The sequence below is a fragment of the Agrobacterium sp. CFBP2214 genome (assembly GCF_030209895.1).
GTDB lineage: Bacteria > Pseudomonadota > Alphaproteobacteria > Rhizobiales > Rhizobiaceae > Agrobacterium > Agrobacterium radiobacter.
On sequence record NZ_JARVRC010000001.1, the window covers coordinates 770,389 to 794,914 of the forward strand.

Genomic DNA, 24,526 nt, shown 5'->3' on the forward strand with positions numbered 1-24,526 from the left:
ATTCATCAACCTTTTGTTTCACCTCATAAAACATCTTTGTCGGGCCGTCGCTTTGTTATTTTCCATCAAAATCAGAAATCGCGGCAATTAAAACTTGACCTCGTCAGGGGAGAGGCATTCACTCCGGCCGATTTCCGCCACATGCCAGGCTGAGCGCGCGTAGCGTTCCTCATCCGGAAATGCATCAGAACAAAAAGACGGAGCGTTTTCGTTTAACGGAAACGCTTGAGACAGGAGACCATCATGAGCGTCGATACCGCACCCCGATCAACCACCTGGACCTATGTTGACGGTCAATGGCTGCCCGGCAATCCGCCGCTCATCGGCCCGACCTCGCACGCCATGTGGCTGGCGTCGACGGTGTTTGACGGCGCGCGCTGGTTTGATGGCGTCGCTCCCGATCTCGATCTGCACTGCCAGCGCGTCAACCGCTCTGCCGCCAATATGGGCATGAAGCCGACGATGACGGCGGAGGAGATCGAGGCGCTGGCGCTGGAAGGCGTCAACAGGTTCGACGGCAAGATGGCGATCTATATCAAACCGATGTACTGGGCCGAACACGGCATGCCCGGCAGCGTTGTCGCGCCGGATGCCAGTTCCACCCGTTTTGCGCTGTGCCTTTTCGAAGCGCCGATGGATGCCGGCAAGCCGCTGACGCTCACCGTCTCGCCGCTGCGCCGTCCTTCGCCGGAAACCGCGATGACCGACGCAAAGGCCGGCAGCCTTTACCCCAATAGCGGCCGCGCCATTCTGGAAGCCCGCTCGCGCGGCTTCGACAATGCCCTGATGCGCGACATGAACGGCAATGTCGCCGAGTCCGCTTCGGCCAACATCTTCATGGTCAAGGACGGCGTCGTCTTCACCCCGGTTCCGAACCGCACCTTCCTGGCCGGCATCACCCGTTCGCGGGTGATCGGCCTTCTGCGTCAGGCCGGTTTCGATGTCCGTGAGGCGACCCTGTCGGTCGAGGATTTCCGCGAGGCCGATGAAATCTTCTGCTCGGGCAATTATTCCAAGGTTTCGCCTGTCGTGAAGCTGGATGATCGCGAGTTGCAGGCAGGCCCGGTCGCCCGCAAGGCGCTCGATCTTTACATGGACTGGGCGCGTCTCGGCGCAGACGTCTGAGATCGGCAATCATCTCGTAAAGAGGCCACGGCGGGCATTCGGCCTGCCGTGGCCATTGCTTTTCTGCGGTGCAATATTTTCCCCAAAAAGACGGGGGGAATTTAATCCAATTTTAGACAAACGACCTGTAGTTTGCGGCATCTTCACCTCCGGCTAACGAGGGCCGCCAGATGTCTTTCAGCATTCGTAATATACTTGTGGGATTTTTCCTTACCATCAGCCTTGCGCTGGCCGGTTTGGTCGGCAACGAATTGTGGCGCTCGGTCAATCGCGCAGGCACCTTTTCCGAGGTCGCGCAACTCGCCTCGCTCGACAAGCTTCTTTTCAATGCGCTTTTGAATTTCCGCAGTGAACGTGGCGATAGCGCCACGGCGTTGACACTCGATCCGTCAAAGTCGGCCGGCAGCATCGCCAGCGTGCAGGCGGCACGCCAGAAGGTGGATGCCGCCATGACGGCATTCCTCACACAGTCTTCATCGCTCGAAAACACGCAGCTGCAAGCGCCGCTCAAGCGTGTGAAAGATGTTTACGCGCAGTTCGTCGAGCTCAGAAAAAAGGTTGACGCCAATGTTTCGCAGCCGCTCGACCGGCGCGAAAGCGGGCTCGACAAGACGGTCATGACGCTCGGCGGCGATTTCCTCGCCTCGCTTGAAGCCGGTTCGACGGCACTTGAAGGCACTGTCCGCTCCCTCGATCAGGGTCAGACCGGTTTGATCCAGCTGCGCTCCTATGGCTGGTCCGCCCGCGCACTTGGCGGCAGCGCCACCGTCATTCTCAACGGCGCCGTCGCCCAGAACCGGCCGCTCACCGCGCAGGAAATGCAGCAGCTCGGCGCAGCTGATGCCGGTGCGGCTTTCGCGTGGAAAGCGACCGGCGATCTGGTCGCGCATGAATCGACGCCGCAGTCGCTCAAGGACATCTACGCCACCGCGGACAAGACCTATTTCAAGGGTGATTTCAGCACCCAGCGCACCAAGCTCATCGACGACCTGAACAACGGCCGCACGCCTGCCTTCACCATGGATAGCTGGCGCACCACCGTCACCGAAAATCTCGGCACGATTGCGAAAATCGCGTCCGCCGCCATGGATGTTCTGGATGCCAATGCCGAAAAGGCAAAACAGGGTGCCTTTATCGATGCGATGATCTATCTCGCCGTCTTCGTCGTCACGCTGGCGCTCTGTATTCTCTCGCTTGCTGTCATCGTCGGCCGCGTCACCCGGCCGATCAGCCGCCTGACCAACGCGATGATGGAGCTTTCGGGTGGTAATCTTGCAATCGATGTCGCCGGCGCAAAGCGCTCCGACGAGATCGGCGAGATGGCCCGCGCCGTGGAAATCTTCCGCGAGGCGGCAATCCGCAACAAGCAGCTGGAGGCGGAAGCCGTCGCCAACCGCGAGCGGGCCGAGCGGGACCGTATCGAGCTGCAGCAGCGTGCCGAGGCTGAGGCCGAAGAACGGCTCAATCAGGCCACGGGTTCGCTAGCGGGCGGCCTTCGCCGTCTTGCTTCCGGCGACATGGTCTGCGAGATCGCCACGCCGTTCGCTCCGCAATTCGAGGCGCTGCGCCACGATTTCAACAGCTCCGTGCATCAGCTGCGCGAAGCGCTCACAAGCGTCGGCCAGTCCGTACAGACAGTGAACGGCGGCGCGCATGAGGTGTCATCGGCATCCGACGATCTTTCCCGCCGCACCGAGCAGCAGGCCGCTTCTCTGGAAGAGACCGCCGCCGCGCTGGAAGAGATCACCGCCAATGTTTCCGCCACCTCCAAGCGAGCAGGCGAGGCGCGCGACACGGTGCGTGAAGCACGGTCAAAGGCCGATCTTTCCGGCAAGGTGGTGCGCGATGCCGTTTCCGCCATGGAGCGCATCGAGCATTCCTCGCGCCAGATCGGCCAGATCATCGGCGTCATCGACGAAATCGCCTTCCAGACCAACCTTCTGGCGCTGAATGCGGGCGTCGAGGCGGCGCGGGCGGGCGATGCGGGCAAGGGTTTTGCCGTCGTCGCACAGGAAGTGCGCGAACTGGCGCAGCGCTCCGCCAATGCCGCCAAGGAAATCAAGCAGCTCATCAACACATCTGCCGTTGCGGTGGGTGAGGGCGTGAAGCTGGTCGCCGACACCGGCGTCGGGCTTTCCGAAATCGAGCAGCTGGTGCTTTCCGTCAACACCCATATGGACGCCATCGCCACTGCGGCGCAGGAACAGTCGGCTGGCCTTTCCGAGGTCAACACCGCCGTCAACCACATGGATCAGGCCACGCAGCAGAACGCCGCCATGGTCGAGGAAATGAACGCGGCCGGTGCGGGTCTCGCGCAGGAATGCGCCAACCTCCACGCCCTGCTTGCGCAATTCCAGCTCGGCCAGCAGACCTCCGCATTGCGGGAAACGGCACGGCACATGCAGCGGGCCGCAAGCCCCGCCCGCGCGCCTGCCGCACCCGTCGCGGCACCTTCCAGGGCCCGCCCGGTCGCTGCCTCACGCGGCAATGCGGCGCTGGCCGTGAAGGGCGACGACTGGACGGAGTTCTGAGGAAGAGATTGCCTTTGACAAAACCCGCGCTACCGGGTTCCGTCACCCCGGACCTGATCCGGGGTCCAGCGCGATCAAGTCCTTGATCGCGTAAGACTCTTCTCACGGCGCAGACGCGCCGTGGCTGGATGCTGGATCTGGTCAGGCATGACGGAGGAGAGGTGTGGTCCTTTTCGTTAACAGCCGAGCCCGCGCCCGAAACCGGCGCGGGCTTTATCGTTTCTGCAAGCTCGGCAGCGCAGCGGCAAGCGCCCGCAGCGGCGCGGTCATATGTTTGTCTCGCCGCATCGCCAGCGCGATCCGGCGCTCCAGCGGCGGCTCCAGCGAGCGCCATTCAAGCCCCGACGTTGCGCTTTCATGCTCCATCGCCATGCGCGGCACGATGGCGAGGCCAAGGCCCGCACCCGCGAGCTTCTTGATGGCCTCGACGCTGCCCAGTTCCATGGCGGGCTGCACGGTGCGGCCGCTCGCCGAAAACCATTGATCCACCAGCCTGCGCGTATTGCCGCCCTCGTAAAGCAGCAGCGGCCGCGTCGAAAGCGTTTCGGCGTTCAGTACCGTTCTGTCGGTGACGGCGCCATGCGGGAAAACTGCAACCAGTTCATCGAGATGGATGTCGCTGATATCGAGGCTGCGGCCACTGGCGGGCAGGGCCACCACCGCCGCATCGATCGTATTGGCCTCCAGAAGCCGCAAAATATCGTGCGTATTGCCGGTCTGCACGACGATTTCGATACCCGGCATGGCCTGACGGATTTTGGCCAGCACGGGCGGCAGCAGATAGATGCAGGCAGTTGCGCCCGTGCCGATGCGCAGGCGTCCCGTCACCCCGCTGCGATGAGGTGCTACGGTATCGATCGCATGCGCCACTTCTTCCGCAATCCGCCTTGCATGGATGAGAAAATCCCGGCCCGCCGCCGTCGGCTGCGCGCGCCTGCCGACCCTTTCGATCAGCCGCACGCCGAGCTGCTTTTCCAAGAGCCTGATATGCAGGCTGATGGCCGGCTGTGTCATCCCCGCCTTGTCGGCGGCGGCGGAAAAGCTGCCGAGATCGGCGACATCCATGAAGCTGCGCACCTGCCGCAGATCGAGGTCCATCATCAAAGAAAACCTTATCGTTTGTATAAGACAGATAATCTTTATTTTGACTGCGCCGCAATGCACAATGGGGCCGTGAATGACCACAGGACGAGATAATGACCCTTCTCACAGTATCCAGTTGCACCATCCGCCCTTGCGAAGAAGCGGATATTCCAGCCATTACCGAAATTTACCGGGATGCCGTGCTGAACGGCCGCGCCAGCTTCGAGATCGATCCGCCGGGCGTGGATATGATGCTTGAGCGCCGTCGCCTGTTGGTGGAGGGCAATTATTCCTATCTCGTCGCCGAAATCGACGGAAAGATAGCCGGATATGCCTATGCCGGGGCCTATCGTCCGCGCCCGGCCTATGGCGCGGCGGTTGAGAATTCCGTTTATGTCGATCCGGCCATGAAGGGCATGGGGATTGGCCGCAAACTACTCGATGCGCTGATTGAGGATGCGACCTCGCGCGGCTTCCGGCAGATGCTCGCCGTCATCGGCGATAGCGGCAACGCCGCCTCGATCGGCCTGCACCGTGCGGCCGGTTTCGAGCATGTCGGCACGTTCAAATCCATTGGCTGGAAACACGGCCAGTGGCTGGATACCGTCCTGATGCAGCGCGCGCTGGGCGAGGGCGACACAACGCCCCGTTTTTGATCAGCTGGAGCATTTCCTGAAAATCTGGAGCCCGGTTTTCCGTCTGGAAATGCGACAAAACAAAAAGTTTGAGCGGGATGGCGAAAACTGTGAGCGGTTTTCGCCATCCCGCTGTTTTTATATGATTTAGGGCTTGGTGGAGCCGGGAATTTCCACCTTCAGCGTATCCCCGGCAAGCTCGCTGCCCAGTTCCACCGCCTTGGTCTTCTTGTCGTAGACGCAGATATGGCTGACCGTCGCATCCGCGCCCTTGGCCTTGCCGGTCAGGATGGCGAGGCCGTAATTTTCGCTGCCGACGGGATCGACCACCGCCTTGGCGTCCTCGATCATGTCCTTGGCTCCGGCAAGGCAGGCCGTCTGCACATCCGCCACGAATTCTTTCCAGGTATCGTCCGAGGATGCGGCGGCGGGGAGTGCCAGCGATGACAGGGCGGTGAAGAGGAGGATGGAGCGGATCAAGGAGCGGGAGTTGGGGCGGGTCATGGAATTTCCTTCCTGCAATCTCGGCAAAACCGAACCGATAGGGTGGAAAACGGTACGCCAGGGTTGTGAAACAAATGTGGTGGTGGCCGGCGCGAGACGAATTTTCTCTTTTGGCGGAACATTTTGATATTTCACAGGTTGCCCAAACAGAGCTTCGCTCCTATGGTCCGCTCACACGGTTTCTAGGAGCGGTAACCCGCTGCAAAAAGGAGTAAAAACCATGGCCTTTGAACTTCCTGAACTCCCCTACGACTACGACGCGCTTGCACCCTACATGTCGCGCGAGACGCTCGAGTTCCATCACGACAAGCACCACAAGGCATATGTCGACAACGGCAACAAGCTGGCGGCGGAAGCAGGTCTTTCTGACCTGTCGCTCGAAGAAGTCGTGAAGAAGTCCTTTGGCACCAATGCCGGTCTCTTCAACAATGCTGCCCAGCATTACAACCACGTCCATTTCTGGAAGTGGCTGAAGAAGGACGGCGGCGGCAACAAGCTGCCGGGCAAGCTCGAACAGGCATTTGCCTCCGATCTCGGCGGTTACGACAAGTTCAAGGCTGATTTCATCGCTGCCGGCACCACGCAGTTCGGCTCCGGCTGGGCATGGGTTTCCGTCAAGAACGGCAAGCTCGAAATCTCCAAGACCCCGAACGGCGAAAACCCGCTGGTTCACGGTGCAGAGCCGATCCTCGGCGTCGACGTCTGGGAACACTCCTACTACATCGACTACCGCAACCTGCGTCCGAAGTACCTCGAAGCCTTCGTCGATAACCTCATCAACTGGGACTACGTCCTGGAGCGTTACGAAGCCGCCGCCAAGTAAGGCTTGCGGAACGGAATTTTCGAACACCCGGCCCTCGCGCCGGGTGTTCTGCTTTTGGGATGTCGTTCTCTGTCACAAGCCTGTCATCCGCCGGGTTTATCGCGGCGCATCATGACTGAAAAAACCACGCCTCTCTTCTCCTTCGGCATTGTCGCCGATCCCCAATATGCCGATGCCGATCCGCGCCCCGAGATGGGCCGATATTACGCTGAAAGCCCGAAAAAGCTCGCAGACGCGATCGACGCCTTCAACCGCGAAGATCTGGCCTTCGTGGTGACGCTGGGCGATATCATCGACCGCGGCTTTGAAAATTTCGATGCGATCCTTGCCGTTTACGACAAGCTTCGCCACCGGTCGGTCCTGCTGCCGGGCAATCACGATTTCGCCGTCGCCGCTGAGCATTTGCCCGATATCCATAACCGCCTCGGCATGTCCGCCCCCTGGCATGATTTTTCCATCGGTGACGTCCGCTTCGTCGTGCTTGACGGCAACGAAGTCAGCCTTTTCGCCCCGCCGCCCGGCGATCCGCGTCGCGCGCTTGCTGCAGAGCGGCTGAAGCGTCTGGCGGATGCGGGCGCAATCAATGCGCAGGACTGGAACGCTTCGCTCAGCGATGAACAGTTCGAATGGCTGCAGACGGTTCTGCAAAAGGCGGATGCGGCAGGCGAAAAAGTGATCGTTCTCTGCCACTACCCTGTCTATCCGGAAAACGCCCACAACATGTGGGACGCGCCGCGCATCCTCGAGCTTCTCGGCGCGCATCCTTCGGTCGTCGCGTGGTTCAACGGCCATAATCACGAGGGCAATTACGGCGTGCTGGGCCATACCCACTTCGTGAATTTCAAGGGCATGGTGGATACGCCCGACCAGAACACGTTTGCCATCGCCGATGTTTTTGCCGACCGAATCGCCATTCGCGGTTTCGGGCGCGAGGAGGACCGGGTGCTGGGGTATTTGCTGCAAAACGCTGCCGTGCTTTGAGGCCAGACTCCCCTCCGCCGCGCAAACGCGTGTCGACTGGATTCCTGTGACGAGCACAGGAATGAGGGTGGAGAGGGGTGCTCCGGCTCCGACAGAGAACAAAGGCTGCGAGCTGCACTATCTCGTGCTCGTCGCACAACGCCAGCTTAATCTGTCGCGCGTTCCGGAGTTCTGTTTCCCGGCTGGTTGCTCTGCCAGCCGCTCATCCACAATTGCCGCAGCTTCTCGCCTTCGAGCTTGAAGAAGCTGCCCGTGGTGTCGCAGCTCAGCACCCGGTCCGAGCGGAAATTGCGGATCGCCTGCCGTAGTTCGCACCAGGCGACGATATTCACCGTTTCGGAATAATAGATCACCGCAATCGGCCCAATCCGTCGTTGCGTTTCCGCGCCGGCTTCATCGCGATAGGTGATTTCCAGTTTCTCCTCGTCGCGCACCGCGCGCCTGACCGTGGCAAGATCGACGCCTGCTGGCGCCGGCGCGATGCTGCCCCAGGCGTGCAGGGCATTAGCGGAGAGGGTTTTCGACAGGGGGTCGGGCAGGGAGGCGGCGATCTTGTCGCTGACCTGCCTGGCCGCCTGCCGCAATTCGGCATCGCCGGTGCGGGCGACCATGGCGAGCGCCAGCACGATCGCCTCCGTCTCTTCTATGGAAAACATCAGCGGCGGCAGGTTGAAGCCGGGACGCAGGATATAACCGACGCCGCGTTCCCCTTCGATCGGCACGCGCATGGTCTGAAGCGCTGCTATGTCGCGATAGACCGAGCGCACCGTCACCTCCAGCGCCTCGGCAATCGTCTGCGCGGTGACCGGCCTGCGCGCCACCCGCAGGATCTGGATGATCTCGAACAGTCTCGACGCCTTGCGCATTGCCGTTTTTCCCGGTTGCTTCGCCACGCAACTGACACAACGCTGTCAGTTGGCCTTTCCTATAAACGGAGAAACACATTGAGAAACATCGGCTTTCCCGAATGTGCCATGAACCGTTTTGGGAGATACTGACATGAGTTACGCCGAAAATCTCTGGCTTTTCTTTCTGGTCCTGTTCGGCATCATCATTCTGCCGGGCATGGACATGCTGTTTGTGCTGGCAAGCGCGCTGACGGGCGGCAAAAGAACCGGCCTTTCCGCCGCAAGCGGCATGAGCGCCGGCGGCATCGTGCATTCGCTTTACGGCGCGTTGGGCGTCGGCATGCTCGCCGCCTGGATGCCGTCGCTGTTTCTGCCGCTTCTGGTCTTTGGCGCCGCCTATATGATCTGGATCGGCATCGGCCTGATGCGCAGCGCGATTGTCGTGAACGGCGACGAGGCGCAGGCGAGCGCTTCGGTCAGAAAAGCCTTCTGGCGGGCGGTGCTGACCTGCCTTTCCAATCCGAAGGCCTATCTGTTCATGATGGCGATCTATCCGCAATTTCTCAAACCCGCCTATGGCCCAATCTGGATGCAGGGGCTGGTGATGGGCGCGATGGTGGCGGTGACGCAGTTCACCGTCTATGGCGCGTTGGCGCTGACGGCGGATAAAAGCCGGGCATGGCTTGTTTCCTCGCCCGCCGCGACGATCTTCATCGGTCGCGCCGCCGGTTTCATGCTGATTGCCGCAGCGCTTCTCACGCTCTGGGAGGCCTTGTCTTAGGCTTCTGTTTTCACGATGGAATTCACCGCAATGTGACTTCTTTTCGCCATCCGGAAAGGGCATCCTCGCGCCGTTCCATCTAGCGCCCGGTGTCCCAGCCGGAATCAAGGAGAGTGTGCATGAAACTGAAAACCATCACGGCGGCCATGCTTTTCGGCTGTCTTTGCGCCGGAGCGGTCTACGCTGCCGGCGAAGTCGAAAAACGTGAAGGCATGATGAAGCAGATCGGCGGCGCCATGGGTTCGCTCGCCGCTATCTCCAAGGGCGAGAAGCCCTTTGATGCTGATACCGTCAAGGCCGCCGTGACGACCATCGGCACCAATGCCAAGGCCTTCCCGGACCAATTCCCCGCCGGCACCGAGACCGGCAGCGCGGCTGCTCCCGCCATCTGGGAAAATTTCGAGGACTTCAAGGCCAAGGCCGCCAAGCTCGGCACGGATGCGGACATCGTTCTCGCCAATCTCCCCGGCGATCAGGCGGGCGTTGCCACCGCCATGAAGACGCTCGGCGCCGATTGCGGCACCTGCCACCAGACCTATCGTCTGAAGAAATAATCGAATGATTCTGGAAACGCCGCTTCCCGGCGGCGTTTTCTCACGCTCGAAAGGCATCTGACCGGGTCAGGTGAGAATGGGGAGAGGGGTATGTCCTCCATCTGGACGAAACTCGCTGGCGGGGCCGTGGTCGCGGCGATTGCGGGCTACGGCATATTCGCCTGGGTCACCGCGCCGGAACGTCAGGCGCCAAGCCATTGGGTCAGCCTTGGCGAACCGGATCTGGCCAATGGCGAAACGCTGTTCTGGGCGGGCGGCTGTGCAAGCTGTCATGCCGCACCCGATGCGAAGGGTGAGGCGCTGTTGACGCTTGCGGGCGGGCAGGCGCTGAAAAGCCCCTTCGGCACCTTTCATGTGCCCAATATTTCTTCCGATCCGCAGCATGGTATCGGCGGCTGGACGCTGGCGGAATTCGGCGATGCGATGACGCGTGGTGTGGGCAGGAACGGCGAGCACCTTTACCCGTCCTTTCCCTACGCCTCCTATGCCCGCATGACGCAGAAGGACATCAACGATCTCTTCGGTTATCTGAAAGCCCTGCCGGCCAGCCAGAACGATGCGCCGGATCATGAGCTACCGTTCCCCTTCAACCTGCGCATGGCGCTGGGCGGCTGGAAATTCCTTTATTTCGACCCCTCCGCACCGCCGCGGGTCGAGCTTGCCAATGCCAATGCCGAATTGCTGCGCGGTCAATATCTGGTGGAAGGGCCGGGCCATTGCGGCGAGTGCCATACGCCGCGCAATGCGCTCGGCGGTTTCCTTGCCGATAAGTGGCTGGCCGGCGGCCCCAATCCGGAAGGCGAAGGCCGCATTCCTGACATCACCCCCGGCTCGCAAAGCATCGGAAGCTGGGCCAAGGCCGATATTGCCAGCTATCTGGAAACCGGCTTCACCCCGGAATTCGACAGCGTCGGCGGTTCCATGGTCAAGGTGCAGCAGAACATGGCGCATCTGACGGCGGATGACCGCGATGCGATCGCCGCCTATCTGAAGGCCATTCCGGCGCGGTAGGGTGCCCCTGGGCGCATGCGCGCCCATTGACTCCCGCCGCCACCCATCGGATAACAATCCTGTGATGGTTCCTTCCGGGCGTTCCGGAAGGTGAAAAGGGAACACGATAGGGAGAAATCCTCATTCGTGGCTGCCCCCGCAACTGTGAGCGGAGAGCCTGAAACGAAGTGCCACTGGCAAGCCATTTTCCGGGAACCGAGGTTTCCAGGGAGGGCGATGCCGGGAAGGTGTTTCAGGTTTTGACCCGTAAGCCAGGAGACCTGCCATCACGGAAATGTCCATGCCGGCGGGGTGTCCGGAAGAGCGGAATTTCAGGGTGGCGAGATCAATGCCTCCCTGTGTCAGTCTCGTATCCCCGTGGTGAAGTGTATCGCATGCGGTCTTGCGGCTCCCGCCGTTCGGCCGTGTCTAAAGGCGCGGGGTCGCGCCGGGAGAGGGGTCACCATGTCCATCCAGCAGAATACGGCCAATTCAGCCGTTTCCGCAAAAACGGGCAGCTTCGCGCAATCGCTGACGGCGATCGTGCTTGGCCTGTTCGTTGTCGGTTTTGTCGGCTTTTCCCATGTGGAAGCCGTTCACAATGCCGCGCATGACACGCGTCATGCCAATGCCTTCCCCTGCCATTGAGGGGAAACGGCATGTCATCTTTTCGCAATATCGTCTTTACCGCCGTTCTCGTCGGCATTCTCGGCGGCTTTGCCGTGTCTGCCATGCAGGCTTTCGGCACCACGCCGCTCATCCTTCAGGCGGAAACCTATGAGAGCGCCGGTGGCGAGGCGCCTCACAGCCATGATGCGACGGCGCCCGGTGCTGCGGTTCCCGCCCATGAGCACAATGACGAGGCCTGGGCTCCGGCCGATGGCTTCGAGCGCACCGCCTATACCGTTGCCGCCAATGTCCTGACCGCCATCGGTTATGCGCTTGTTCTGACCGGCCTTATTTCGCTGCGTGGCACGAATGGCGGCTGGCGCGAAGGCCTTCTCTGGGGCGTTGCCGGTTTTACCGCCGTCATGCTGGCCCCGATGATCGGCCTGCCGCCGGAACTGCCGGGCAGCCCGGCCGCCGCACTTGAGGCGCGGCAGATCTGGTGGCTCTCCACGGTTGCCGCAACCGCGGGCGGCATTGCGCTGATCGCATTCCGCCGCGAACCCTGGGCCATCGTTCTGGCGCTGGTGTTGATCGTCGCGCCGCATGTGGTGGGCGCACCCCTGCCGCCGGAAGGTGAACATGCGCTGGCGCCGCTGCCGCTGGAGCGTCAGTTCATCGTCGCCGCCACCATCACGAGCTTCGTTTTCTGGGCTTTGCTCGGAACATTGAGCGCGTTTTTCCTGAAGCGCTTCCAGCAGGCGTAAATCCATGCAGGACGCAGCGGAATGGAGTGAGGAACTCGATGCGCTGCGTTTTGCCGTTCCCGGTCACGGCGCTTTCTGCGCCGTGCACCGCCTTGCCTTCAAGGCGGTGCTGGGGCCGAGCCCTACAGAAGAGGCGGCTCTTGCCTTTTTCCACGACCATGAGGCCGCCTTTGTGGCGGCGGCACTTGCCAAGATAAAACGTGCAAATTCACCTGCCGGCCGTAGCCTGCATTTGAACAGCCGCGATATTCGCCGGGCGATTGCCGGGGAGGGCGGCGATCACGCAGCACGTGTTTGCCGGGTGCTGGATCAGCGATAATCATCGCTGTTCTCACCTCCGTCATCCCGGCCTCGAGCCGGGATCCAGCCAGCCCAAGTCCTTGGGCTGAGAGGAGTCTTTCCGCCGCGCAGACGCGCGTCGGCTGGATTCCGGCCCAAGGCGGGAATGACGGGGAGTAGAGGGAGTGCAAACAACCGAGACGGCTGCGCCTCAGCGATGCTCCGCCGCAAAAACCTGAAGTTCCGCCTCGGCTTCCGGACCAAAGAGGCCGAGGTGTTTCAGGATTTCCACCGCAAAACTCACCGGCGCGCTGCCGGCGGCCGTGATGATGCCGCGATCGCTGACTGCTTTCGGCTGGTCGCGATAAAGCGCCTCGCCGCTATAGACGGCATAGGCCTTGTGCGATGCCAGCGAATTGCCGGTATGGGCGACATCGTTCAGAACGCCCGTGCCGCCGAGCGCGCTCGCCGCCGCACAGATGCCGGCCACCAGCCGGTCCCTGTCGCGAAACCGGTGCACCAGCCCGCCAAGATCGACAGCCGTTCCCTTTTCCCAGCTGAGACCGCCGGGAATGACAAGCGCATCGATGCCAACAGGATCAAGCGCGTCATAGGATGTGTCAGGCGTTACATTCAGCCCGCCCATGGACGTTACCGGCCGGCCATCAGGCGTGGCATAGATGATTTCGACGCCGAGATAGCCGCGCGCTGCGGCAGCAAGCAGCGCCGGTTCCCAGTCAGCAAAATCCTGCGCGAGCGCAATGGCGATCCGTGTCATGGTCGTCTCCGTTGATGCCAATCAGGCAATTGACTGCATGTAGCGCATGCCGGTAACCGGCCGGGGCGCGAAATCCATGTTTTCGTAGAAGCGATGCGCCGCGACATTGCCTGTTGTGGCGCTGACGGAAAGATAGTCGCAGCCGAGACGCTTGGCGATATCGCGGGCGCGGGAAACCAGATGCTGGCCGGTGCCATGGCCGCGATGGCCGTCACGCACGAAGAGATGATGCAGCTCAAGCCCGCGCCGGCCTTCCTGCGCCCTGTAGAGCGGCAGAAGCAGGGCGTAACCGATCAGCGCGCCATCGGCTTCGGCCACGAGGCCATGCACCCAGGGCAGCGGGCCGAACAGGTCGCGTTCCAGTTTCGCCGGCGTGATCGCCGCCGCATCGCCGTGGTAGGAGGCAAGCAGCGTGATCATCTCGTTGAGTTCGGGCAAGTCCGTCTTGCGTGCGCCACGAATGATGACGACGGGCGGTCTTTCCAGTGTAAGGGAGCTATCTTCGGTCATTTTTTCGGTCCTTTGGTCTTATCGGTGCCGTCAGGACGCTTGAGAAACAACAAAGCCGCCTGACGGCGGCTTGTTGACAACATGATCTGTCGAGCCGCCCTTAGAGGTAGGCCCAAAAGTACGAGCAGGAGATGGGTGCGCGTTCGTTGATCATGGGAAATGCAATGCGCCCGAATCCGTAGTCTGTCAAGCCCGGTTTTCCGATCAATGTTCGCCCTCGCACATGTCATGATTGGAAAGCGCGCGGATGACGTAACAATCCTCGATCGAATGGCCGTGGCAGTGGGAGACGATGCGCTCCAGCTCGTGCTCCAGCTTCTTGAGGCTGGCGATCTTTTCTCGCACATGGGCGAGATGTTCGGCAGCGATGCGGTCCGCGCCCTCGCATGGCATCTGCCGGTGCTGGCTAAGCGCGATCAGTTCGCGGATGGCGTCGATGTTCAGCCCGAGATCCCGCGCATGGCGGATGAAGGCCAGCCGGTCGAGGTCGGCCTTTTCGTAACGGCGCTGATTGCCCTCCGAACGGTCGGCCTCGCGGATGAGGCCCATCTGCTCGTAATAGCGGATCGTCGGCACCTTGACGCCGGTACGTTTGGACAATTCACCGATGGACAGCATGACTTTCTCCATATCTCGGGCAAAGACGGGAGAACGGGGTGGCTTCGCCGTTCAGGGTCGATGCTCTAGTCTCTAGAGATATTGCTTTTCAGCCCGCCATTCAATGGGTCTCAGGCGGCGTCATCCACGCCAAGCGCCTGGGCGAGCGCTTTGAGGACATCGTTCTCGATGCCGGATGCGGCTTCTGGCTGTGCCGATGCGGCCATGTCCAGGGCGGGCGTTGTCGTGGAGGTGCCGCTGTCGAGATTCCAGAGTGCTGTGGCGAGGCCGAAGGAAGCACTGGCGGCGGCCGGCGCGATGGCCGTGGCAGCGGTTTCGACGCTTGAAATGGTGCGATGCGCGGCGCGGGTCAGCTCCAGCAGGGCTTCGGTGGTGGAATGGGTTTCCTTGCCTCTCGCCGGCTCAAGGCTCCGGAGCGGAGTGGGATGATAGCTGCTGATGGTTGCTGCGATAGTCGTCATGACTGAGTCCCCTAAGTTTCATGGGGAGATTTTTTAAGGGTCGAAACATTCGCGAAGATTGCGTCAAGCGGGGCTTGAACGGAAAATCTCGCTCATATAGTATACCCCCCTATACTATATGAGGTCCCCATGTCCCATACGATCCGCAACAAGGAGAAGCTTCTCGCCCGCATCCGCCGCCTGAAAGGGCAGATGGAAGCGGTGGAGCGTGCGCTTGATGATGCCAAGCCCTGCGGCGAGGTGCTGCAATTGCTCGCTTCGGTGCGGGGCGCACTTTCCGGACTGACGGGGGAGGTGATGCAGGAGCATCTGCATGAGCATGTGGTGCATGCCGAAAACGAAGACGAACGGGCCCGGGCGGCGGAAGAGCTGGCCCAGGTGCTGAAGACCTACATCCGGTGAAATCGAATGGGCCAGCAGATCAGGCAGGCCAGTAGCAAACAGGATTGAGCGACATGATGACGACATCCGAACACCGCGCAGCAGCCGGTCATGACCATGTTTTCCTCGGCCAGAACCATGAGCGCAATGAGAGGCGCGTCTGGATGGTCATTGCGCTGACTGCGGCCATGATGGTGGCGGAAATCGTTGCCGGCCACTGGTACGGCTCCATGGCGCTGACGGCGGATGGCTGGCACATGTCCACCCATGCGGGCGCGATGCTGATTTCGGCCTTGGCTTATCTTTATGCCCGTCGTGAGGCGCGCAACCCGCGCTTCACCTTCGGCACCGGCAAGTTCGGCGATCTCGCGGGTTTTGCCAGCGCGATCGTGCTGGCGGTGGTGGCGCTGCTGATTGCCGTGGAAAGCGCTATGCGCCTATTCAATCCCGTCGAAATCGATTTCAACCAGGCTATTCTCGTCGCCATCATCGGCCTTGCCGTCAATCTTCTCAGCGCCGTGCTGCTGAAGGATGATCATCACCACGATTATGGGCATGGGCATGGACACGCCCACGGCTCGCATGCCCATCACGGCCATGGCAGCCACGCCCATCATGATCATGGCTCGCATGCCGGCCACCATGCTGACCCCGGCGCAAAGGGCGGCAGGGACAATAATCTGCGCGCGGCCTATCTGCATGTGCTGGCGGATGCGCTGACCTCGGTTCTCGCCATCGTCGCGCTGCTGCTTGGCAAATGGAACGGATGGTCGTTCCTTGATCCGGCCATGGGTATCGTAGGCGGTCTGGTCATTGCCCGCTGGTCATGGGGGCTGATCCGTTCCACGGCGACGACCCTGCTTGATGCGCTGCCGCCGGCGGAGGATTTACCGCAGGAAATCCGTGAAAGCGTGGAGACGGAAGAGGATCGCATCACCGACCTGCATGTCTGGCAGGTGGGGCCGGGGCATCACGCCGCCATCGTGGCGATCCATTCGCAGGCGCCGAAGGCGCCGGCTTTCTACAAGCAGAAACTTGCCGCCATACATGAACTGTCCCATGTGACGGTGGAAGTGAGCCCGGCAAGGGCCTGATTGGAACCGGTTATTCGGTATATTCCGAATAGGCGCTGCGCACCCATTCCGCCTGTGCTTCCGCCTTGTCCTCGGCGGAAGCCGCGGCCGTATCCTGATAAGCGGGCGCGCTGCCATTGCCGACAGCCCACAGCACATTGGCCAGCGACTGGGAAAGAATGGTGCTGGAAACGGTCGGGTTGCCGGGGCTGCGTTTGACGGCCTGTTCTTCAACCGCATTCTGCGCGCCGCCGGCTTTTTCAAGCTCGCGAACACGCCCCTGGTAATTATATCCGCCGATATTGCTTTCAATCTGCATGTCGGTGATTCCGCGTTCAAAAGTTAACGAATAGTTAACGGCGGGGACTTGTCCGAAACTTGCGCTTGCTGCGCTGCAGCGATCGCCGAGGGTTGACAGCCGGCGAAGTAGTGCTTCGTTTTTGCATGACTGAAGGCGGTACCCTGATTTCGCACGGCGGCGAGGGAGAGCATGTGGGCGCTGGCACTTGGACGCTGACACCTGGGCTCAAGGTTGGCACTGAAATACGCCTTGCCGCACACTCCACGTCATCCTCGCCCTTGAGGCGAGGATTCATAACCGGGGACTTACTGGCGCAAAATGGATCCTCGCCTCAAGGGCGAGGATGACGTGGAGTGTGCGGCAAGGCTAGTCAGCTCCCGGAATGCCGGATCAAGCCGTTTCTTTCTCCACCGGAACAACCGTTTCCCCAGGCTTCTCCGGCTCCTCCGCCGCTTCCACCTTAACCTCCGCCTCCTGCGGCGCGGGCGTCACCATCGCGGCCACCAGCGTGTCGAGACCGATGCTGCCGACGGGCTTGCCGTCCTCGTCCACCACATGGGCGGTCGTTTCGTTGGCTTCCGACATGTCGCGGGCGATTGTTTCCAGCGTCGCGTTTTCCGGCACGGCCATGCCTTCGGGGCGGCTTTCGAGCGGTTCCATGACAGCGGTTGCCTGCAGCACACGGCTGCGATTGACGTCACGCACGAAGTCGGTGACGTAACCATCTGCCGGTGAGAGGATGATGCTCTGGCCGTCGCCCTGCTGCACCACTTCGCCGTCTTTGAGAATGGCGATGTGGTCACCGAGTCTCAGCGCCTCGTCGAGATCGTGGGTGATGAACACCACGGTCTTCTTCAACTCCTGCTGCAGATCGAGCAGCATGGTCTGCATATCGACACGGATCAGCGGATCAAGCGCCGAATAGGCCTCGTCCATCAGCAGAATATCGGCGTCATTGGCAAGCGCGCGGGCAAGGCCCACACGCTGCTGCATGCCGCCGGAAAGCTGGTTCGGATAATAATCCTCATACCCCTCCAGGCCGACACGATTCAGCCAATAACGGCCTTTCTCCTCGCTCTCCTTGCGCGGCACGCCCTGAATATCGAGGCCGTAAACGCTGTTTTCCAGCACGGTGCGATGCGGCAGAAGGCCGAATTTCTGGAATACCATCGCCGTTTTGTGGCGGCGGAATTGCCGCAGCGCCGAGGCGCTCATGCCGCAGATATCCTCGCCGTCATAGAGAACTTCACCCGCCGTCGGGTCGATCAGCCGGTTGATGTGGCGGATCAGCGTCGACTTGCCGGAGCCGGAAAGCCCCATGACGACGGTGATCTTGCCGCCCGGCATGGTGATGTTGATGTTGTTGAGGCCGAGGACGTGGTTGTGTCTGTCGTTCAGCTCGACCTTGTCCATGCCTGATCGCACAGCTTGGAGGTATTTCTCGGGATGCCTGCCGAAGATCTTGTAAAGATTCCTGATTTCGATGCTTTTAGCCATGGGAAACCTCGCGGTATTTCTGCAGGCGTTTGCCGAAAGCCTGGCTCGCCCGGTCGAACATGATGGCGATGGCGACCAGAGCGAAACCGTTCAGGAAGCCCACCGTGAAGAACTGGTTGTTGATGGCCTGCAGCACGTTCTTGCCGAGCCCGCCGACACCGACCATGGAGGCGACGACGACCATGGCGAGCGCCATCATGATGGTCTGGTTGATGCCGGTCATGATGGTCGGCAGCGCCAGCGGCAGCTGCACGTTGAACAGCTTCTGGCCATTGGAGGAGCCGAAGGCGTCGGCCGCCTCAAGCACTTCCCGGTCAACGAGCCGAATGCCGAGGCTGGTGAGGCGGATGACGGGCGGAATGGCGTAGATCACCACTGCGATCAGGCCCGGAACCTTGCCGATGCCGAAAATCACCACCACGGGGATGAGATATACGAAGCTCGGCAGGGTCTGCATCACGTCGAGCACGGGATTGATGAGGCGTTGCAGGCGTTCCGAACGTCCCATCAGGATGCCGAGCGGCAGGCCGATGACGATGGCGATCAGCGTGGCGATGGCGACGATGGAGAGCGTCGTCATGGCGTCGCGCCAGAGGCCGACGGCGCCGATCATCAGCAGGGAGATGGCGGTGCCGCCAGTGATCTTGAAGCTGCGCCCGGCCAGATGCACGATGGCCAGAATGACCAGCATCGTGATGATCCACGGCGTCTGGATGAACAGCCGCTCCGAGGCATTGAGGAAGAGTTGCAGGGGATGCACGACGACGTCGATCGCATCGCCATAATTGCGCACGATGTCGCGAAAACCGTCATCGATGGTTTTGCGCGCCACACGCATCGTGGAGTTGTCGATGGCCGGGAACTTGCAGAGCATGTCCGGCAGATAGTTACAGAGGGCCATTATTGTTGTTTTCCCTTTGGGTTGGGGGGGTGGGCGGCGGGCGGCGGCTGGGGCACCCCCCTCTGTCCTGCCGGACATCTCCCCCACAAGGGGGGAGATCGACCTGCGGTAAGGTCTCGCCCATGACACACGTTGCGGATTTGGGAGAAGGGTGCGCCCAGCCGATCTCCCTCCTTGTGGGGGAGATGTCCGGCAGGACAGAGGGGGGTAAAGCCACGGATAAAAACCGAAGCTTCCCCCCATCAACCAATCACATCGAAGCCTTGATCTTCTCCGCCACCTCGGCCGGAACCCACTTCGTCCAGATGTCCTCATGGTTTTCGAGGAAATACTCCGCGCCGTCCTCGTTGGTGCCCTGATTTTCATCCATCCAGGCAAGGATCTCGGCGACCGTTTTGTTGTCCCAGTTGCGGGCCTTGATGTAGTCCATCGTCACCCCGGCCTTGCCTTCGAAGTCCTTGGTGATGACCGTAAAGACATCCGCCACCGGATAGGCATTGACCTTGGGATCGGCACAATCGACCTTCGCCGTGCATTCGTCGAAATGGGCGCGGTCGAGTTCGACGCCGTCGTCCAGCTTCACCATCTCGTATTTGCCGAGAATGGCGGTGGGCGACCAGTAATAGCCGAGCCAGCCCTGCTTCTTTTCAAAAGCGTTGGCGATAGAGCCGTCAAGACCGGCGGCCGAACCGGTGTCGACCAGCGTGAAGCCCTTTTTGTCGCCTTCGCGCGCCTTGTAGAGATTGGCGGTCGTCACCTGGCAGTTCCAGCCGGATGGGCAATTGTGCACGGCGCCTTTGCTGGCGTCTTCCGGGGCGGGGAATAGTTCGGGGTGCTTTAGCGCGTCTTCGACGGTCTTGATGTCGGGGTGTGCGTCGGCGATGAATTTCGGGATCCACCAGCCTTCGATGCCGCCTTCGCTCAGGATTTTCGACGCTTCGATCATGCGGCCGTCCTTGACGGCGGCGCTGAGCGGTTCGCGCACGGCGTTCACCCATAATTCGGGGGCCATGTCCGGCTGGCCCTTTTCGTTCATGGAAGCGAAGGTCGGCATGGTGTCGCCGGTGACGACATTGACCGTGCAGTCATAGCCGTTTTCCATAATGAACTTGTCGACATAAGCCGCGACACCCGCGGATGCCCAGTTCATTTCGGCGATGGTGATGCTGCCGCAGCTATCGGCGGCCTTGGCGGAATGTGCTGCACCGGCAGCGATGGTAAAGCCCGTTACGAGAATGGTCGAGGCCAGGAGTTTCTTCATAGGAGACCTCCAAGTCTGATGCAGTGTTTTCAGTTGGCAAAGCGGGAGCACTGCAAAGCCCGGATTGCCAAGGGCGAACTGACATGGCGCGTGGAAAAGCCGAAAAAATACGGCGAGAAGAATATCCGCAGAACACGCTGCGGCATTGCCGCAAGAAAAGCGGCGAAAAGGCGCATGAATATGTCAACGACCGGCATAATACGGCCAAAAAGTGATATTGCAACGCGAAATGACGCATCGCAGCCATGCATTCGATTTTTGGAACATTTCCCTATTTCGAATAATACATGATAGTTATTCTGATTTAAGTTGGATATATTGTTGGTTGCAATAACTAGAAATAAAAATCCAATGATGTGACAAGTGAAATTTAAAGAAAAGATACAATCGATATTTTCTAGAATAAATGTTCGAAAAGATGATTTTTGTGGGTATTTTTATCTCTCATGGGTCGGGCGGCGACGGAATCGCCGCCCGTTTTAATGTCAGGCCGTCACACGGCGTCCTTGCCGGCCACCTTCAGGGCGAAGGCGTATTCGAAGGCGATTTCTTCAAGCCGCTGGAAACGGCCCGATTTCCCGCCATGGCCGGCCGCCATGTTGGTCTTCAGCAGGATGGGCGCTTCTCCCGTTGTCCTTTCGCGCAGCTTCGCCACCCATTTGGTCGGCTCCCAATAGGTCACGCGCGGATCGGTAAGGCCGGAAAGCGCGAGGATCGGCGGATAGGCCTTGGCGCCGACATTGTCATAGGGGCTGTAGGCGGCGATCCAGCCGTATTCCTCTTCCGATTCCAGCGGATTGCCCCATTCCGGCCATTCCGGCGGGGTCAGGGGCAGTGTGTCATCGAGCATGGTCGTCAGCACGTCCACGAAGGGAACGGCGGCGATGATGCCGGCGAATTTCTCCGGCGCCATATTGGCGACAGCCCCCATGAGCATGCCGCCGGCCGAGCCGCCTTCGGCGATGATGCCCTCATAGGAGGTGAAACCTTCCTGAACCAGATGGTCAGCCGCGGCGATGAAATCCTTGAAGGTGTTCTGCTTGGCTTCCATCTTGCCGGTTTCGTACCACTCGAAACCCTTGTCCTTGCCGCCGCGAATATGGGCGATGGCATAGATGAAACCACGGTCGGCCAAAGACAGCGTGGTGGTGGAGAAGGAGGCGGGAATGGTGATGCCGTAAGCGCCGTAGCCATAAAGCAGGCAGGGGGCGGAACCGTCGAGCGCCACATCCTTGCGATAGAGCAGGGAGACCGGCACCAGTTCGCCATCATGCGCAGGCGCCATGATGCGGCGGGTGATGTAGTCATCCGGATTGTGGCCTGATGGTACTTCCTGCGTCTTCAGAAGCGTGCGCTCACGCGTCACCATGTCGTAATCGAACAGTTGGCTCGGCGTCGTCATCGAGGAGTAGGAGAAACGGATGACGTCGGTGTCATATTCCGCCGCGCCATGCAGGCCGAGCGAATAGGCCTCTTCGGCAAAGGCGATGGAATGTTCCTCGCCGGACCTCCGGTCACGGATGACGATGCGCGGCAGGCCGTCGCGGCGTTCCAGCCAGATCAGATGGCGGGCATAGGCGTCGACGGAGAGGATCAGGCGGCCCGGCTCATGCGGAACCACCTCTTTCCAGTTTTCCTTGCCGGGTGCGGTGACCGGCGCTTCCACGATGCGGAAATCCTTGGCGTCGCCGTCATTGGTGAGGATGAAGAAGACATCACCGCCTTCGCACATCGAATATTCGATACCCTCTTCGCGCTCCGCCACGATAGCAGGCTCAGCCATCAGGTCCCTGGTGGAGAGAATGCGGTATTCGCTGGTCTCGTGGTCGTGAATGTCGATGAAGATGAAATCGTCGAGCACCGACGCGCCGACGCCCATGAAGAAGCCGGGATCCTTTTCCTCATAAACCAGCCGGTCGGCCGATTGCGGCTCGCCGATGATATGGTGGAAAACCTTCGAAGGACGGTGGTTTTCGTCCTGCAGCGTATAGAAAAAGCTCTTGCCATCGGGCGCCCATGCGCCGCCGCCGCCGGTGTTTTCCACGACGTCGGCAAGGTCCTCGCCGCTTTCGAGATTGCGGATGCGCAGGGTGAAATATTCCGAACCCTTGTCGTCATACCCCCAGATGCCGTGACTGTGATCGGAGGACTGGTCGAGACCGGCAAGACGGAAATAATCCTTGCCTTCCGCTTCTTTGTCGCCGTTCAACAGCACATGTTTTTCGCCGCCATCACGCGGGGTGCGGAAATAATGCGGCTGCTCACCGCCGGTCACGAACAGCGTGCCATAGGCGTAAGGCCCGTCATTAACAGGAACGGAGGAATCATCCTGCTTGATGCGGCCCTTCATTTCCTCGAACAGCTTTTCCTGAAGCGCCTTGGTGTCGCCCATGGCCGCTTCCATATAGGCGTTTTCCGCCTCCAGATGGGCGCGAATGGCCGGGTCGAGCAGGGTGGGGTCCTTGAACATGGCCTGCCAGTTATCGGCCCGGAACCATGCGTAATCGTCGGTGCGGGTTATGCCGTGATGCGTATCCTGGACGGGCCGTTTTTCGGCGGTCGGGGCAATGGGCAGGTTCTTGAAAATCGGCAAGGGAAACTCGCTTTCCTGTAAAAATTCTTGGGCGGCACCAAGATGTAGAGTGCGGCTTGCGGCCGATCAAGTTTCAAATCTCCACAGGCGGAATGCGGCTCGGGCACAATTTCGTCAGCTTTCGATCACATTTTGGCAATATCCGGCAAATCGGCGATGATGCGCGTCGGCCGTCCGGCCTGCCGCGATCGACAAGAACAAACGAAAAAACTGACAGGACCCCATGCGAAAGCTTCTTCCCGCTGCCCTCTCTGCCTTTTTCCTCAGCCTGCAGGCCTTCACCCCCGCTTTCGCGATCGACGCCAGCGTCATGCGGCAGCTGAATGCGCTGGCCCCCGAAGAACGCCTGGAGCAGCGCTGCGATATCGAGGCGATGGAGAGGATAGCGACAGAGCAAAAGGGCATGCGGCCGGACAAGGTCATCGCCTATACGTTCGGCGACCCGGAAGTGGGCAAGAACTCCATCAAGGCGCCGGGTGCGGTCTTCAGAAGCGCGGGCGAATGGTACAAGCTCAAATACAAGTGCCAGCTGAAGAGCGACAGCCTCAGCATCCAGTCCTTCGACTACCGTGTGGGGGACAAGATTCCCGAAGAGCAGTGGAAGAAGTTGTATCTTTATGACTGAGCACGGAATTTTTCGATTTCAGGCCAGCGTTTAGCCGCCGCTTTTGTTGCGGCCGCGCGGTCGGCTCTGTAACCCTGACTTCCGATCGAAGTGAGGGGCATAGACATGACGAGACGATTCAAGGGACTTTCGGCTTTTCCGATTACGCCGGCCGATGAAGCGGGGCGGGTCGATGTTGAAGCCTTCTCGGCCCTGATCGAGCGGCTGGATACGGCCGCGGTCGATTCCATCGGCATTCTCGGCAGCACCGGCATCTACATGTATCTCACGCGGGAACAGAGACGTCGCGCCATCGAGGCCGCCGCCGCCATCCTTAAGGGCAGGCGCATATTGATGGCGGGTGTCGGCGCTTTGCGCACCGATGAGGCCGTTGCGCTTGCCAGGGATGCGGAAGTCGCCGGCGCCGGTGCGCTGCTGCTGGCACCCGTGTCCTACACGCCGCTGACGCAGGAAGAGGCCTATCACCATTTCGCCGCCGTGGCTGGCGCGACGGCCCTGCCGCTCGCCATCTACAACAACCCGACGACCACCCGGTTTGCCTTCAGCGACGAGCTTCTGGTGCGGCTCGCCTATATCCCGAATATCCGCGCCATCAAGATGCCGCTGCCGGCCGATTCCGATTATGCCGGCGAGCTCGCGCGGCTGCGCCCCAAGCTGTCGGAGGATTTCGCCATTGGTTACAGCGGCGACTGGGGCTGTGCCGACGCCACACTTGCCGGCGGCGACACATGGTACAGCGTCGTTGCCGGCCTGCTGCCGGTTCCGGCCCTGCGGCTAATACGGGCGGCTCAGGCCGGCAATGCGGAAGAGGCGAAACGGATCGATGCGGCCTTCCAGCCGCTCTGGGCGCTGTTCAGGGAATTCGGCAGCATCCGCGTTGTTTACGCCGCCGCCAATATCCTATCGCTGACGGTGAGTGAACCGCCGCGGCCGATCCTGCCGCTCACCAGCGCGGAACGCCAGCGGGTGGAAGAGGCGCTGGAAGCCCTGTCCGTGCTGGAAACCGCGCCATAATTCGGG

Annotated in this window: 28 protein-coding genes and 1 riboswitch; of the genes, 16 read left to right on the forward strand and 12 right to left on the reverse strand. The window is 60.8% G+C overall.

Features of this window, described 5'->3' with window-relative positions; translation table 11 throughout:
• Positions 1 to 243 precede the first annotated feature (243 nt).
• Entirely contained in the window at positions 244 to 1,125 is an 882-nt protein-coding gene (locus QRN60_RS03780) for a branched-chain amino acid aminotransferase (RefSeq protein ID WP_003509326.1), read from the forward strand.
• A gap of 170 nt (positions 1,126 to 1,295) precedes the next feature.
• Positions 1,296 to 3,656, forward strand: coding sequence for a methyl-accepting chemotaxis protein (locus QRN60_RS03785; RefSeq protein WP_060723924.1), 2,361 nt, complete (start codon positions 1,296 to 1,298; stop codon positions 3,654 to 3,656).
• A gap of 213 nt (positions 3,657 to 3,869) precedes the next feature.
• Here QRN60_RS03785 and QRN60_RS03790 read toward each other — a convergent pair whose 3' ends face one another.
• Positions 3,870 to 4,757: a LysR family transcriptional regulator gene (locus QRN60_RS03790; RefSeq protein WP_003509324.1), complete on the reverse strand. Its 888-nt coding sequence runs from the start codon at positions 4,755 to 4,757 to the stop codon at positions 3,870 to 3,872.
• Positions 4,758 to 4,852: 95 nt separating this feature from the next.
• On the opposite strand from QRN60_RS03790, the gene QRN60_RS03795 reads away from it, so the two are divergent.
• Positions 4,853 to 5,395: a GNAT family N-acetyltransferase gene (locus QRN60_RS03795; protein WP_087743555.1), complete on the forward strand. Its 543-nt coding sequence runs from the start codon at positions 4,853 to 4,855 to the stop codon at positions 5,393 to 5,395.
• Positions 5,396 to 5,521: 126 nt separating this feature from the next.
• Here QRN60_RS03795 and QRN60_RS03800 read toward each other — a convergent pair whose 3' ends face one another.
• On the reverse strand, positions 5,522 to 5,878 hold the full coding sequence (locus QRN60_RS03800; protein ID WP_174014696.1) for a hypothetical protein: 357 nt from the start codon (positions 5,876 to 5,878) through the stop codon (positions 5,522 to 5,524).
• Between the two features lie 220 nt (positions 5,879 to 6,098).
• Between QRN60_RS03800 and QRN60_RS03805 the strand changes: the two genes are divergently transcribed.
• Together QRN60_RS03805 and QRN60_RS03810 are read left to right on the forward strand one after the other, a co-directional pair.
• Entirely contained in the window at positions 6,099 to 6,701 is a 603-nt protein-coding gene (locus tag QRN60_RS03805) for a superoxide dismutase (protein WP_003509319.1), read from the forward strand.
• A gap of 111 nt (positions 6,702 to 6,812) precedes the next feature.
• On the forward strand, positions 6,813 to 7,682 hold the full coding sequence (locus QRN60_RS03810; protein WP_060723927.1) for a metallophosphoesterase: 870 nt from the start codon (positions 6,813 to 6,815) through the stop codon (positions 7,680 to 7,682).
• A 146-nt stretch (positions 7,683 to 7,828) separates the two neighbouring features.
• Here the strand turns inward: QRN60_RS03810 and QRN60_RS03815 are convergent, their stop codons facing one another.
• Positions 7,829 to 8,548 (reverse strand): helix-turn-helix transcriptional regulator, encoded by a 720-nt coding sequence (locus QRN60_RS03815; RefSeq protein ID WP_060723928.1) that lies wholly within the window; start codon positions 8,546 to 8,548, stop codon positions 7,829 to 7,831.
• A gap of 133 nt (positions 8,549 to 8,681) precedes the next feature.
• On the opposite strand from QRN60_RS03815, the gene QRN60_RS03820 reads away from it, so the two are divergent.
• From QRN60_RS03820 to QRN60_RS03845, 6 genes are all read left to right on the forward strand, one after another.
• On the forward strand, positions 8,682 to 9,311 hold the full coding sequence (locus QRN60_RS03820) for a LysE family translocator (RefSeq protein WP_003522261.1): 630 nt from the start codon (positions 8,682 to 8,684) through the stop codon (positions 9,309 to 9,311).
• A 119-nt stretch (positions 9,312 to 9,430) separates the two neighbouring features.
• Positions 9,431 to 9,865: a c-type cytochrome gene (locus QRN60_RS03825; RefSeq protein WP_165000645.1), complete on the forward strand. Its 435-nt coding sequence runs from the start codon at positions 9,431 to 9,433 to the stop codon at positions 9,863 to 9,865.
• Positions 9,866 to 9,955: 90 nt separating this feature from the next.
• Complete coding sequence (locus tag QRN60_RS03830; protein WP_099085563.1) at positions 9,956 to 10,876, forward strand: c-type cytochrome; 921 nt, start codon at positions 9,956 to 9,958, stop codon at positions 10,874 to 10,876.
• A gap of 48 nt (positions 10,877 to 10,924) precedes the next feature.
• Positions 10,925 to 11,158, forward strand: a riboswitch (cobalamin riboswitch).
• Positions 11,159 to 11,320: 162 nt separating this feature from the next.
• Positions 11,321 to 11,503 (forward strand): CbtB domain-containing protein, encoded by a 183-nt coding sequence (locus QRN60_RS03835; protein ID WP_003509308.1) that lies wholly within the window; start codon positions 11,321 to 11,323, stop codon positions 11,501 to 11,503.
• A gap of 11 nt (positions 11,504 to 11,514) precedes the next feature.
• Positions 11,515 to 12,228, forward strand: a complete 714-nt coding sequence (locus QRN60_RS03840) for a CbtA family protein (protein WP_111834902.1) — start codon at positions 11,515 to 11,517, stop codon at positions 12,226 to 12,228.
• A gap of 4 nt (positions 12,229 to 12,232) precedes the next feature.
• Positions 12,233 to 12,547: a hypothetical protein gene (locus QRN60_RS03845; protein WP_111780990.1), complete on the forward strand. Its 315-nt coding sequence runs from the start codon at positions 12,233 to 12,235 to the stop codon at positions 12,545 to 12,547.
• 171 nt (positions 12,548 to 12,718) lie between these two features.
• On the opposite strand, the gene QRN60_RS03850 is transcribed toward QRN60_RS03845, so the two are convergent.
• The 4 genes from QRN60_RS03850 to QRN60_RS03865 form a co-directional block, all read right to left on the reverse strand.
• Complete coding sequence (locus QRN60_RS03850; RefSeq protein ID WP_003509305.1) at positions 12,719 to 13,285, reverse strand: type 1 glutamine amidotransferase family protein; 567 nt, start codon at positions 13,283 to 13,285, stop codon at positions 12,719 to 12,721.
• A 21-nt stretch (positions 13,286 to 13,306) separates the two neighbouring features.
• Positions 13,307 to 13,795 carry a GNAT family N-acetyltransferase gene (locus QRN60_RS03855; RefSeq protein ID WP_003509304.1) on the reverse strand — a complete coding sequence of 163 codons (489 nt, stop codon included), beginning with the start codon at positions 13,793 to 13,795 and terminating at the stop codon, positions 13,307 to 13,309.
• Between the two features lie 204 nt (positions 13,796 to 13,999).
• Positions 14,000 to 14,413 (reverse strand): MerR family transcriptional regulator, encoded by a 414-nt coding sequence (locus QRN60_RS03860; RefSeq protein WP_003509303.1) that lies wholly within the window; start codon positions 14,411 to 14,413, stop codon positions 14,000 to 14,002.
• Positions 14,414 to 14,523: 110 nt separating this feature from the next.
• Positions 14,524 to 14,874: a hypothetical protein gene (locus tag QRN60_RS03865; RefSeq protein WP_080865991.1), complete on the reverse strand. Its 351-nt coding sequence runs from the start codon at positions 14,872 to 14,874 to the stop codon at positions 14,524 to 14,526.
• A 129-nt stretch (positions 14,875 to 15,003) separates the two neighbouring features.
• Between QRN60_RS03865 and dmeR the strand changes: the two genes are divergently transcribed.
• Positions 15,004 to 15,276 (forward strand): Ni(II)/Co(II)-sensing transcriptional repressor DmeR, encoded by a 273-nt coding sequence (gene dmeR, locus QRN60_RS03870; protein ID WP_003509296.1) that lies wholly within the window; start codon positions 15,004 to 15,006, stop codon positions 15,274 to 15,276.
• Between the two features lie 53 nt (positions 15,277 to 15,329).
• A complete protein-coding gene (gene dmeF, locus QRN60_RS03875) occupies positions 15,330 to 16,349 on the forward strand; it encodes a CDF family Co(II)/Ni(II) efflux transporter DmeF (protein ID WP_129564557.1) in 1,020 nt (339 codons plus the stop codon).
• 10 nt (positions 16,350 to 16,359) lie between these two features.
• Here the strand turns inward: dmeF and QRN60_RS03880 are convergent, their stop codons facing one another.
• The 4 genes from QRN60_RS03880 to QRN60_RS03895 all read right to left on the reverse strand — a co-directional run bounded on the left by QRN60_RS03880 (position 16,360) and on the right by QRN60_RS03895 (position 20,288).
• A complete protein-coding gene (locus QRN60_RS03880) occupies positions 16,360 to 16,647 on the reverse strand; it encodes a hypothetical protein (protein WP_111780987.1) in 288 nt (95 codons plus the stop codon).
• A gap of 372 nt (positions 16,648 to 17,019) precedes the next feature.
• On the reverse strand, positions 17,020 to 18,126 hold the full coding sequence (locus QRN60_RS03885; protein ID WP_129564556.1) for a quaternary amine ABC transporter ATP-binding protein: 1,107 nt from the start codon (positions 18,124 to 18,126) through the stop codon (positions 17,020 to 17,022).
• A complete protein-coding gene (locus QRN60_RS03890; protein ID WP_174069511.1) occupies positions 18,119 to 19,027 on the reverse strand; it encodes an ABC transporter permease in 909 nt (302 codons plus the stop codon). The genes QRN60_RS03885 and QRN60_RS03890 overlap by 8 nt, the downstream gene beginning before the upstream one ends.
• 250 nt (positions 19,028 to 19,277) lie before the next feature.
• Entirely contained in the window at positions 19,278 to 20,288 is a 1,011-nt protein-coding gene (locus tag QRN60_RS03895; RefSeq protein WP_111784557.1) for an ABC transporter substrate-binding protein, read from the reverse strand.
• 83 nt (positions 20,289 to 20,371) lie between these two features.
• Here QRN60_RS03895 and QRN60_RS03900 point away from each other — a divergent pair, with 83 nt between their 5' ends.
• Positions 20,372 to 20,503, forward strand: a complete 132-nt coding sequence (locus QRN60_RS03900) for a hypothetical protein (RefSeq protein WP_284764952.1) — start codon at positions 20,372 to 20,374, stop codon at positions 20,501 to 20,503.
• A 278-nt stretch (positions 20,504 to 20,781) separates the two neighbouring features.
• Here the strand turns inward: QRN60_RS03900 and QRN60_RS03905 are convergent, their stop codons facing one another.
• On the reverse strand, positions 20,782 to 22,881 hold the full coding sequence (locus QRN60_RS03905) for a S9 family peptidase (RefSeq protein WP_129564553.1): 2,100 nt from the start codon (positions 22,879 to 22,881) through the stop codon (positions 20,782 to 20,784).
• Positions 22,882 to 23,104: 223 nt separating this feature from the next.
• Here QRN60_RS03905 and QRN60_RS03910 point away from each other — a divergent pair, with 223 nt between their 5' ends.
• Both QRN60_RS03910 and QRN60_RS03915 read left to right on the forward strand, forming a co-directional pair.
• A complete protein-coding gene (locus QRN60_RS03910) occupies positions 23,105 to 23,506 on the forward strand; it encodes a DUF930 domain-containing protein (protein WP_003509289.1) in 402 nt (133 codons plus the stop codon).
• 105 nt (positions 23,507 to 23,611) lie between these two features.
• Positions 23,612 to 24,520 carry a dihydrodipicolinate synthase family protein gene (locus QRN60_RS03915; protein WP_129564552.1) on the forward strand — a complete coding sequence of 303 codons (909 nt, stop codon included), beginning with the start codon at positions 23,612 to 23,614 and terminating at the stop codon, positions 24,518 to 24,520.
• Positions 24,521 to 24,526 lie beyond the last annotated feature (6 nt).

Bases quoted from the DNA above. Each gene is read 5' to 3' on its own strand.
- QRN60_RS03780 (WP_003509326.1), top strand. From the start codon at position 244: ATGAGCGTCGATACCGCACCCCGATCAACCACCTGGACCTATGTTGAC.
- QRN60_RS03785 (WP_060723924.1), top strand. From the start codon at position 1,296: ATGTCTTTCAGCATTCGTAATATACTTGTGGGATTTTTCCTTACCATC.
- QRN60_RS03790 (WP_003509324.1), bottom strand. From the start codon at position 4,757: ATGATGGACCTCGATCTGCGGCAGGTGCGCAGCTTCATGGATGTCGCC.
- QRN60_RS03795 (WP_087743555.1), top strand. From the start codon at position 4,853: ATGACCCTTCTCACAGTATCCAGTTGCACCATCCGCCCTTGCGAAGAA.
- QRN60_RS03800 (WP_174014696.1), bottom strand. From the start codon at position 5,878: ATGACCCGCCCCAACTCCCGCTCCTTGATCCGCTCCATCCTCCTCTTC.
- QRN60_RS03805 (WP_003509319.1), top strand. From the start codon at position 6,099: ATGGCCTTTGAACTTCCTGAACTCCCCTACGACTACGACGCGCTTGCA.
- QRN60_RS03810 (WP_060723927.1), top strand. From the start codon at position 6,813: ATGACTGAAAAAACCACGCCTCTCTTCTCCTTCGGCATTGTCGCCGAT.
- QRN60_RS03815 (WP_060723928.1), bottom strand. From the start codon at position 8,548: ATGCGCAAGGCGTCGAGACTGTTCGAGATCATCCAGATCCTGCGGGTG.
- QRN60_RS03820 (WP_003522261.1), top strand. From the start codon at position 8,682: ATGAGTTACGCCGAAAATCTCTGGCTTTTCTTTCTGGTCCTGTTCGGC.
- QRN60_RS03825 (WP_165000645.1), top strand. From the start codon at position 9,431: ATGAAACTGAAAACCATCACGGCGGCCATGCTTTTCGGCTGTCTTTGC.
- QRN60_RS03830 (WP_099085563.1), top strand. From the start codon at position 9,956: ATGTCCTCCATCTGGACGAAACTCGCTGGCGGGGCCGTGGTCGCGGCG.
- QRN60_RS03835 (WP_003509308.1), top strand. From the start codon at position 11,321: ATGTCCATCCAGCAGAATACGGCCAATTCAGCCGTTTCCGCAAAAACG.
- QRN60_RS03840 (WP_111834902.1), top strand. From the start codon at position 11,515: ATGTCATCTTTTCGCAATATCGTCTTTACCGCCGTTCTCGTCGGCATT.
- QRN60_RS03845 (WP_111780990.1), top strand. From the start codon at position 12,233: ATGCAGGACGCAGCGGAATGGAGTGAGGAACTCGATGCGCTGCGTTTT.
- QRN60_RS03850 (WP_003509305.1), bottom strand. From the start codon at position 13,285: ATGACACGGATCGCCATTGCGCTCGCGCAGGATTTTGCTGACTGGGAA.
- QRN60_RS03855 (WP_003509304.1), bottom strand. From the start codon at position 13,795: ATGACCGAAGATAGCTCCCTTACACTGGAAAGACCGCCCGTCGTCATC.
- QRN60_RS03860 (WP_003509303.1), bottom strand. From the start codon at position 14,413: ATGCTGTCCATCGGTGAATTGTCCAAACGTACCGGCGTCAAGGTGCCG.
- QRN60_RS03865 (WP_080865991.1), bottom strand. From the start codon at position 14,874: ATGACGACTATCGCAGCAACCATCAGCAGCTATCATCCCACTCCGCTC.
- dmeR (WP_003509296.1), top strand. From the start codon at position 15,004: ATGTCCCATACGATCCGCAACAAGGAGAAGCTTCTCGCCCGCATCCGC.
- dmeF (WP_129564557.1), top strand. From the start codon at position 15,330: ATGATGACGACATCCGAACACCGCGCAGCAGCCGGTCATGACCATGTT.
- QRN60_RS03880 (WP_111780987.1), bottom strand. From the start codon at position 16,647: ATGCAGATTGAAAGCAATATCGGCGGATATAATTACCAGGGGCGTGTT.
- QRN60_RS03885 (WP_129564556.1), bottom strand. From the start codon at position 18,126: ATGGCTAAAAGCATCGAAATCAGGAATCTTTACAAGATCTTCGGCAGG.
- QRN60_RS03890 (WP_174069511.1), bottom strand. From the start codon at position 19,027: ATGGCCCTCTGTAACTATCTGCCGGACATGCTCTGCAAGTTCCCGGCC.
- QRN60_RS03895 (WP_111784557.1), bottom strand. From the start codon at position 20,288: ATGAAGAAACTCCTGGCCTCGACCATTCTCGTAACGGGCTTTACCATC.
- QRN60_RS03900 (WP_284764952.1), top strand. From the start codon at position 20,372: ATGGCGCGTGGAAAAGCCGAAAAAATACGGCGAGAAGAATATCCGCAG.
- QRN60_RS03910 (WP_003509289.1), top strand. From the start codon at position 23,105: ATGCGAAAGCTTCTTCCCGCTGCCCTCTCTGCCTTTTTCCTCAGCCTG.
- QRN60_RS03915 (WP_129564552.1), top strand. From the start codon at position 23,612: ATGACGAGACGATTCAAGGGACTTTCGGCTTTTCCGATTACGCCGGCC.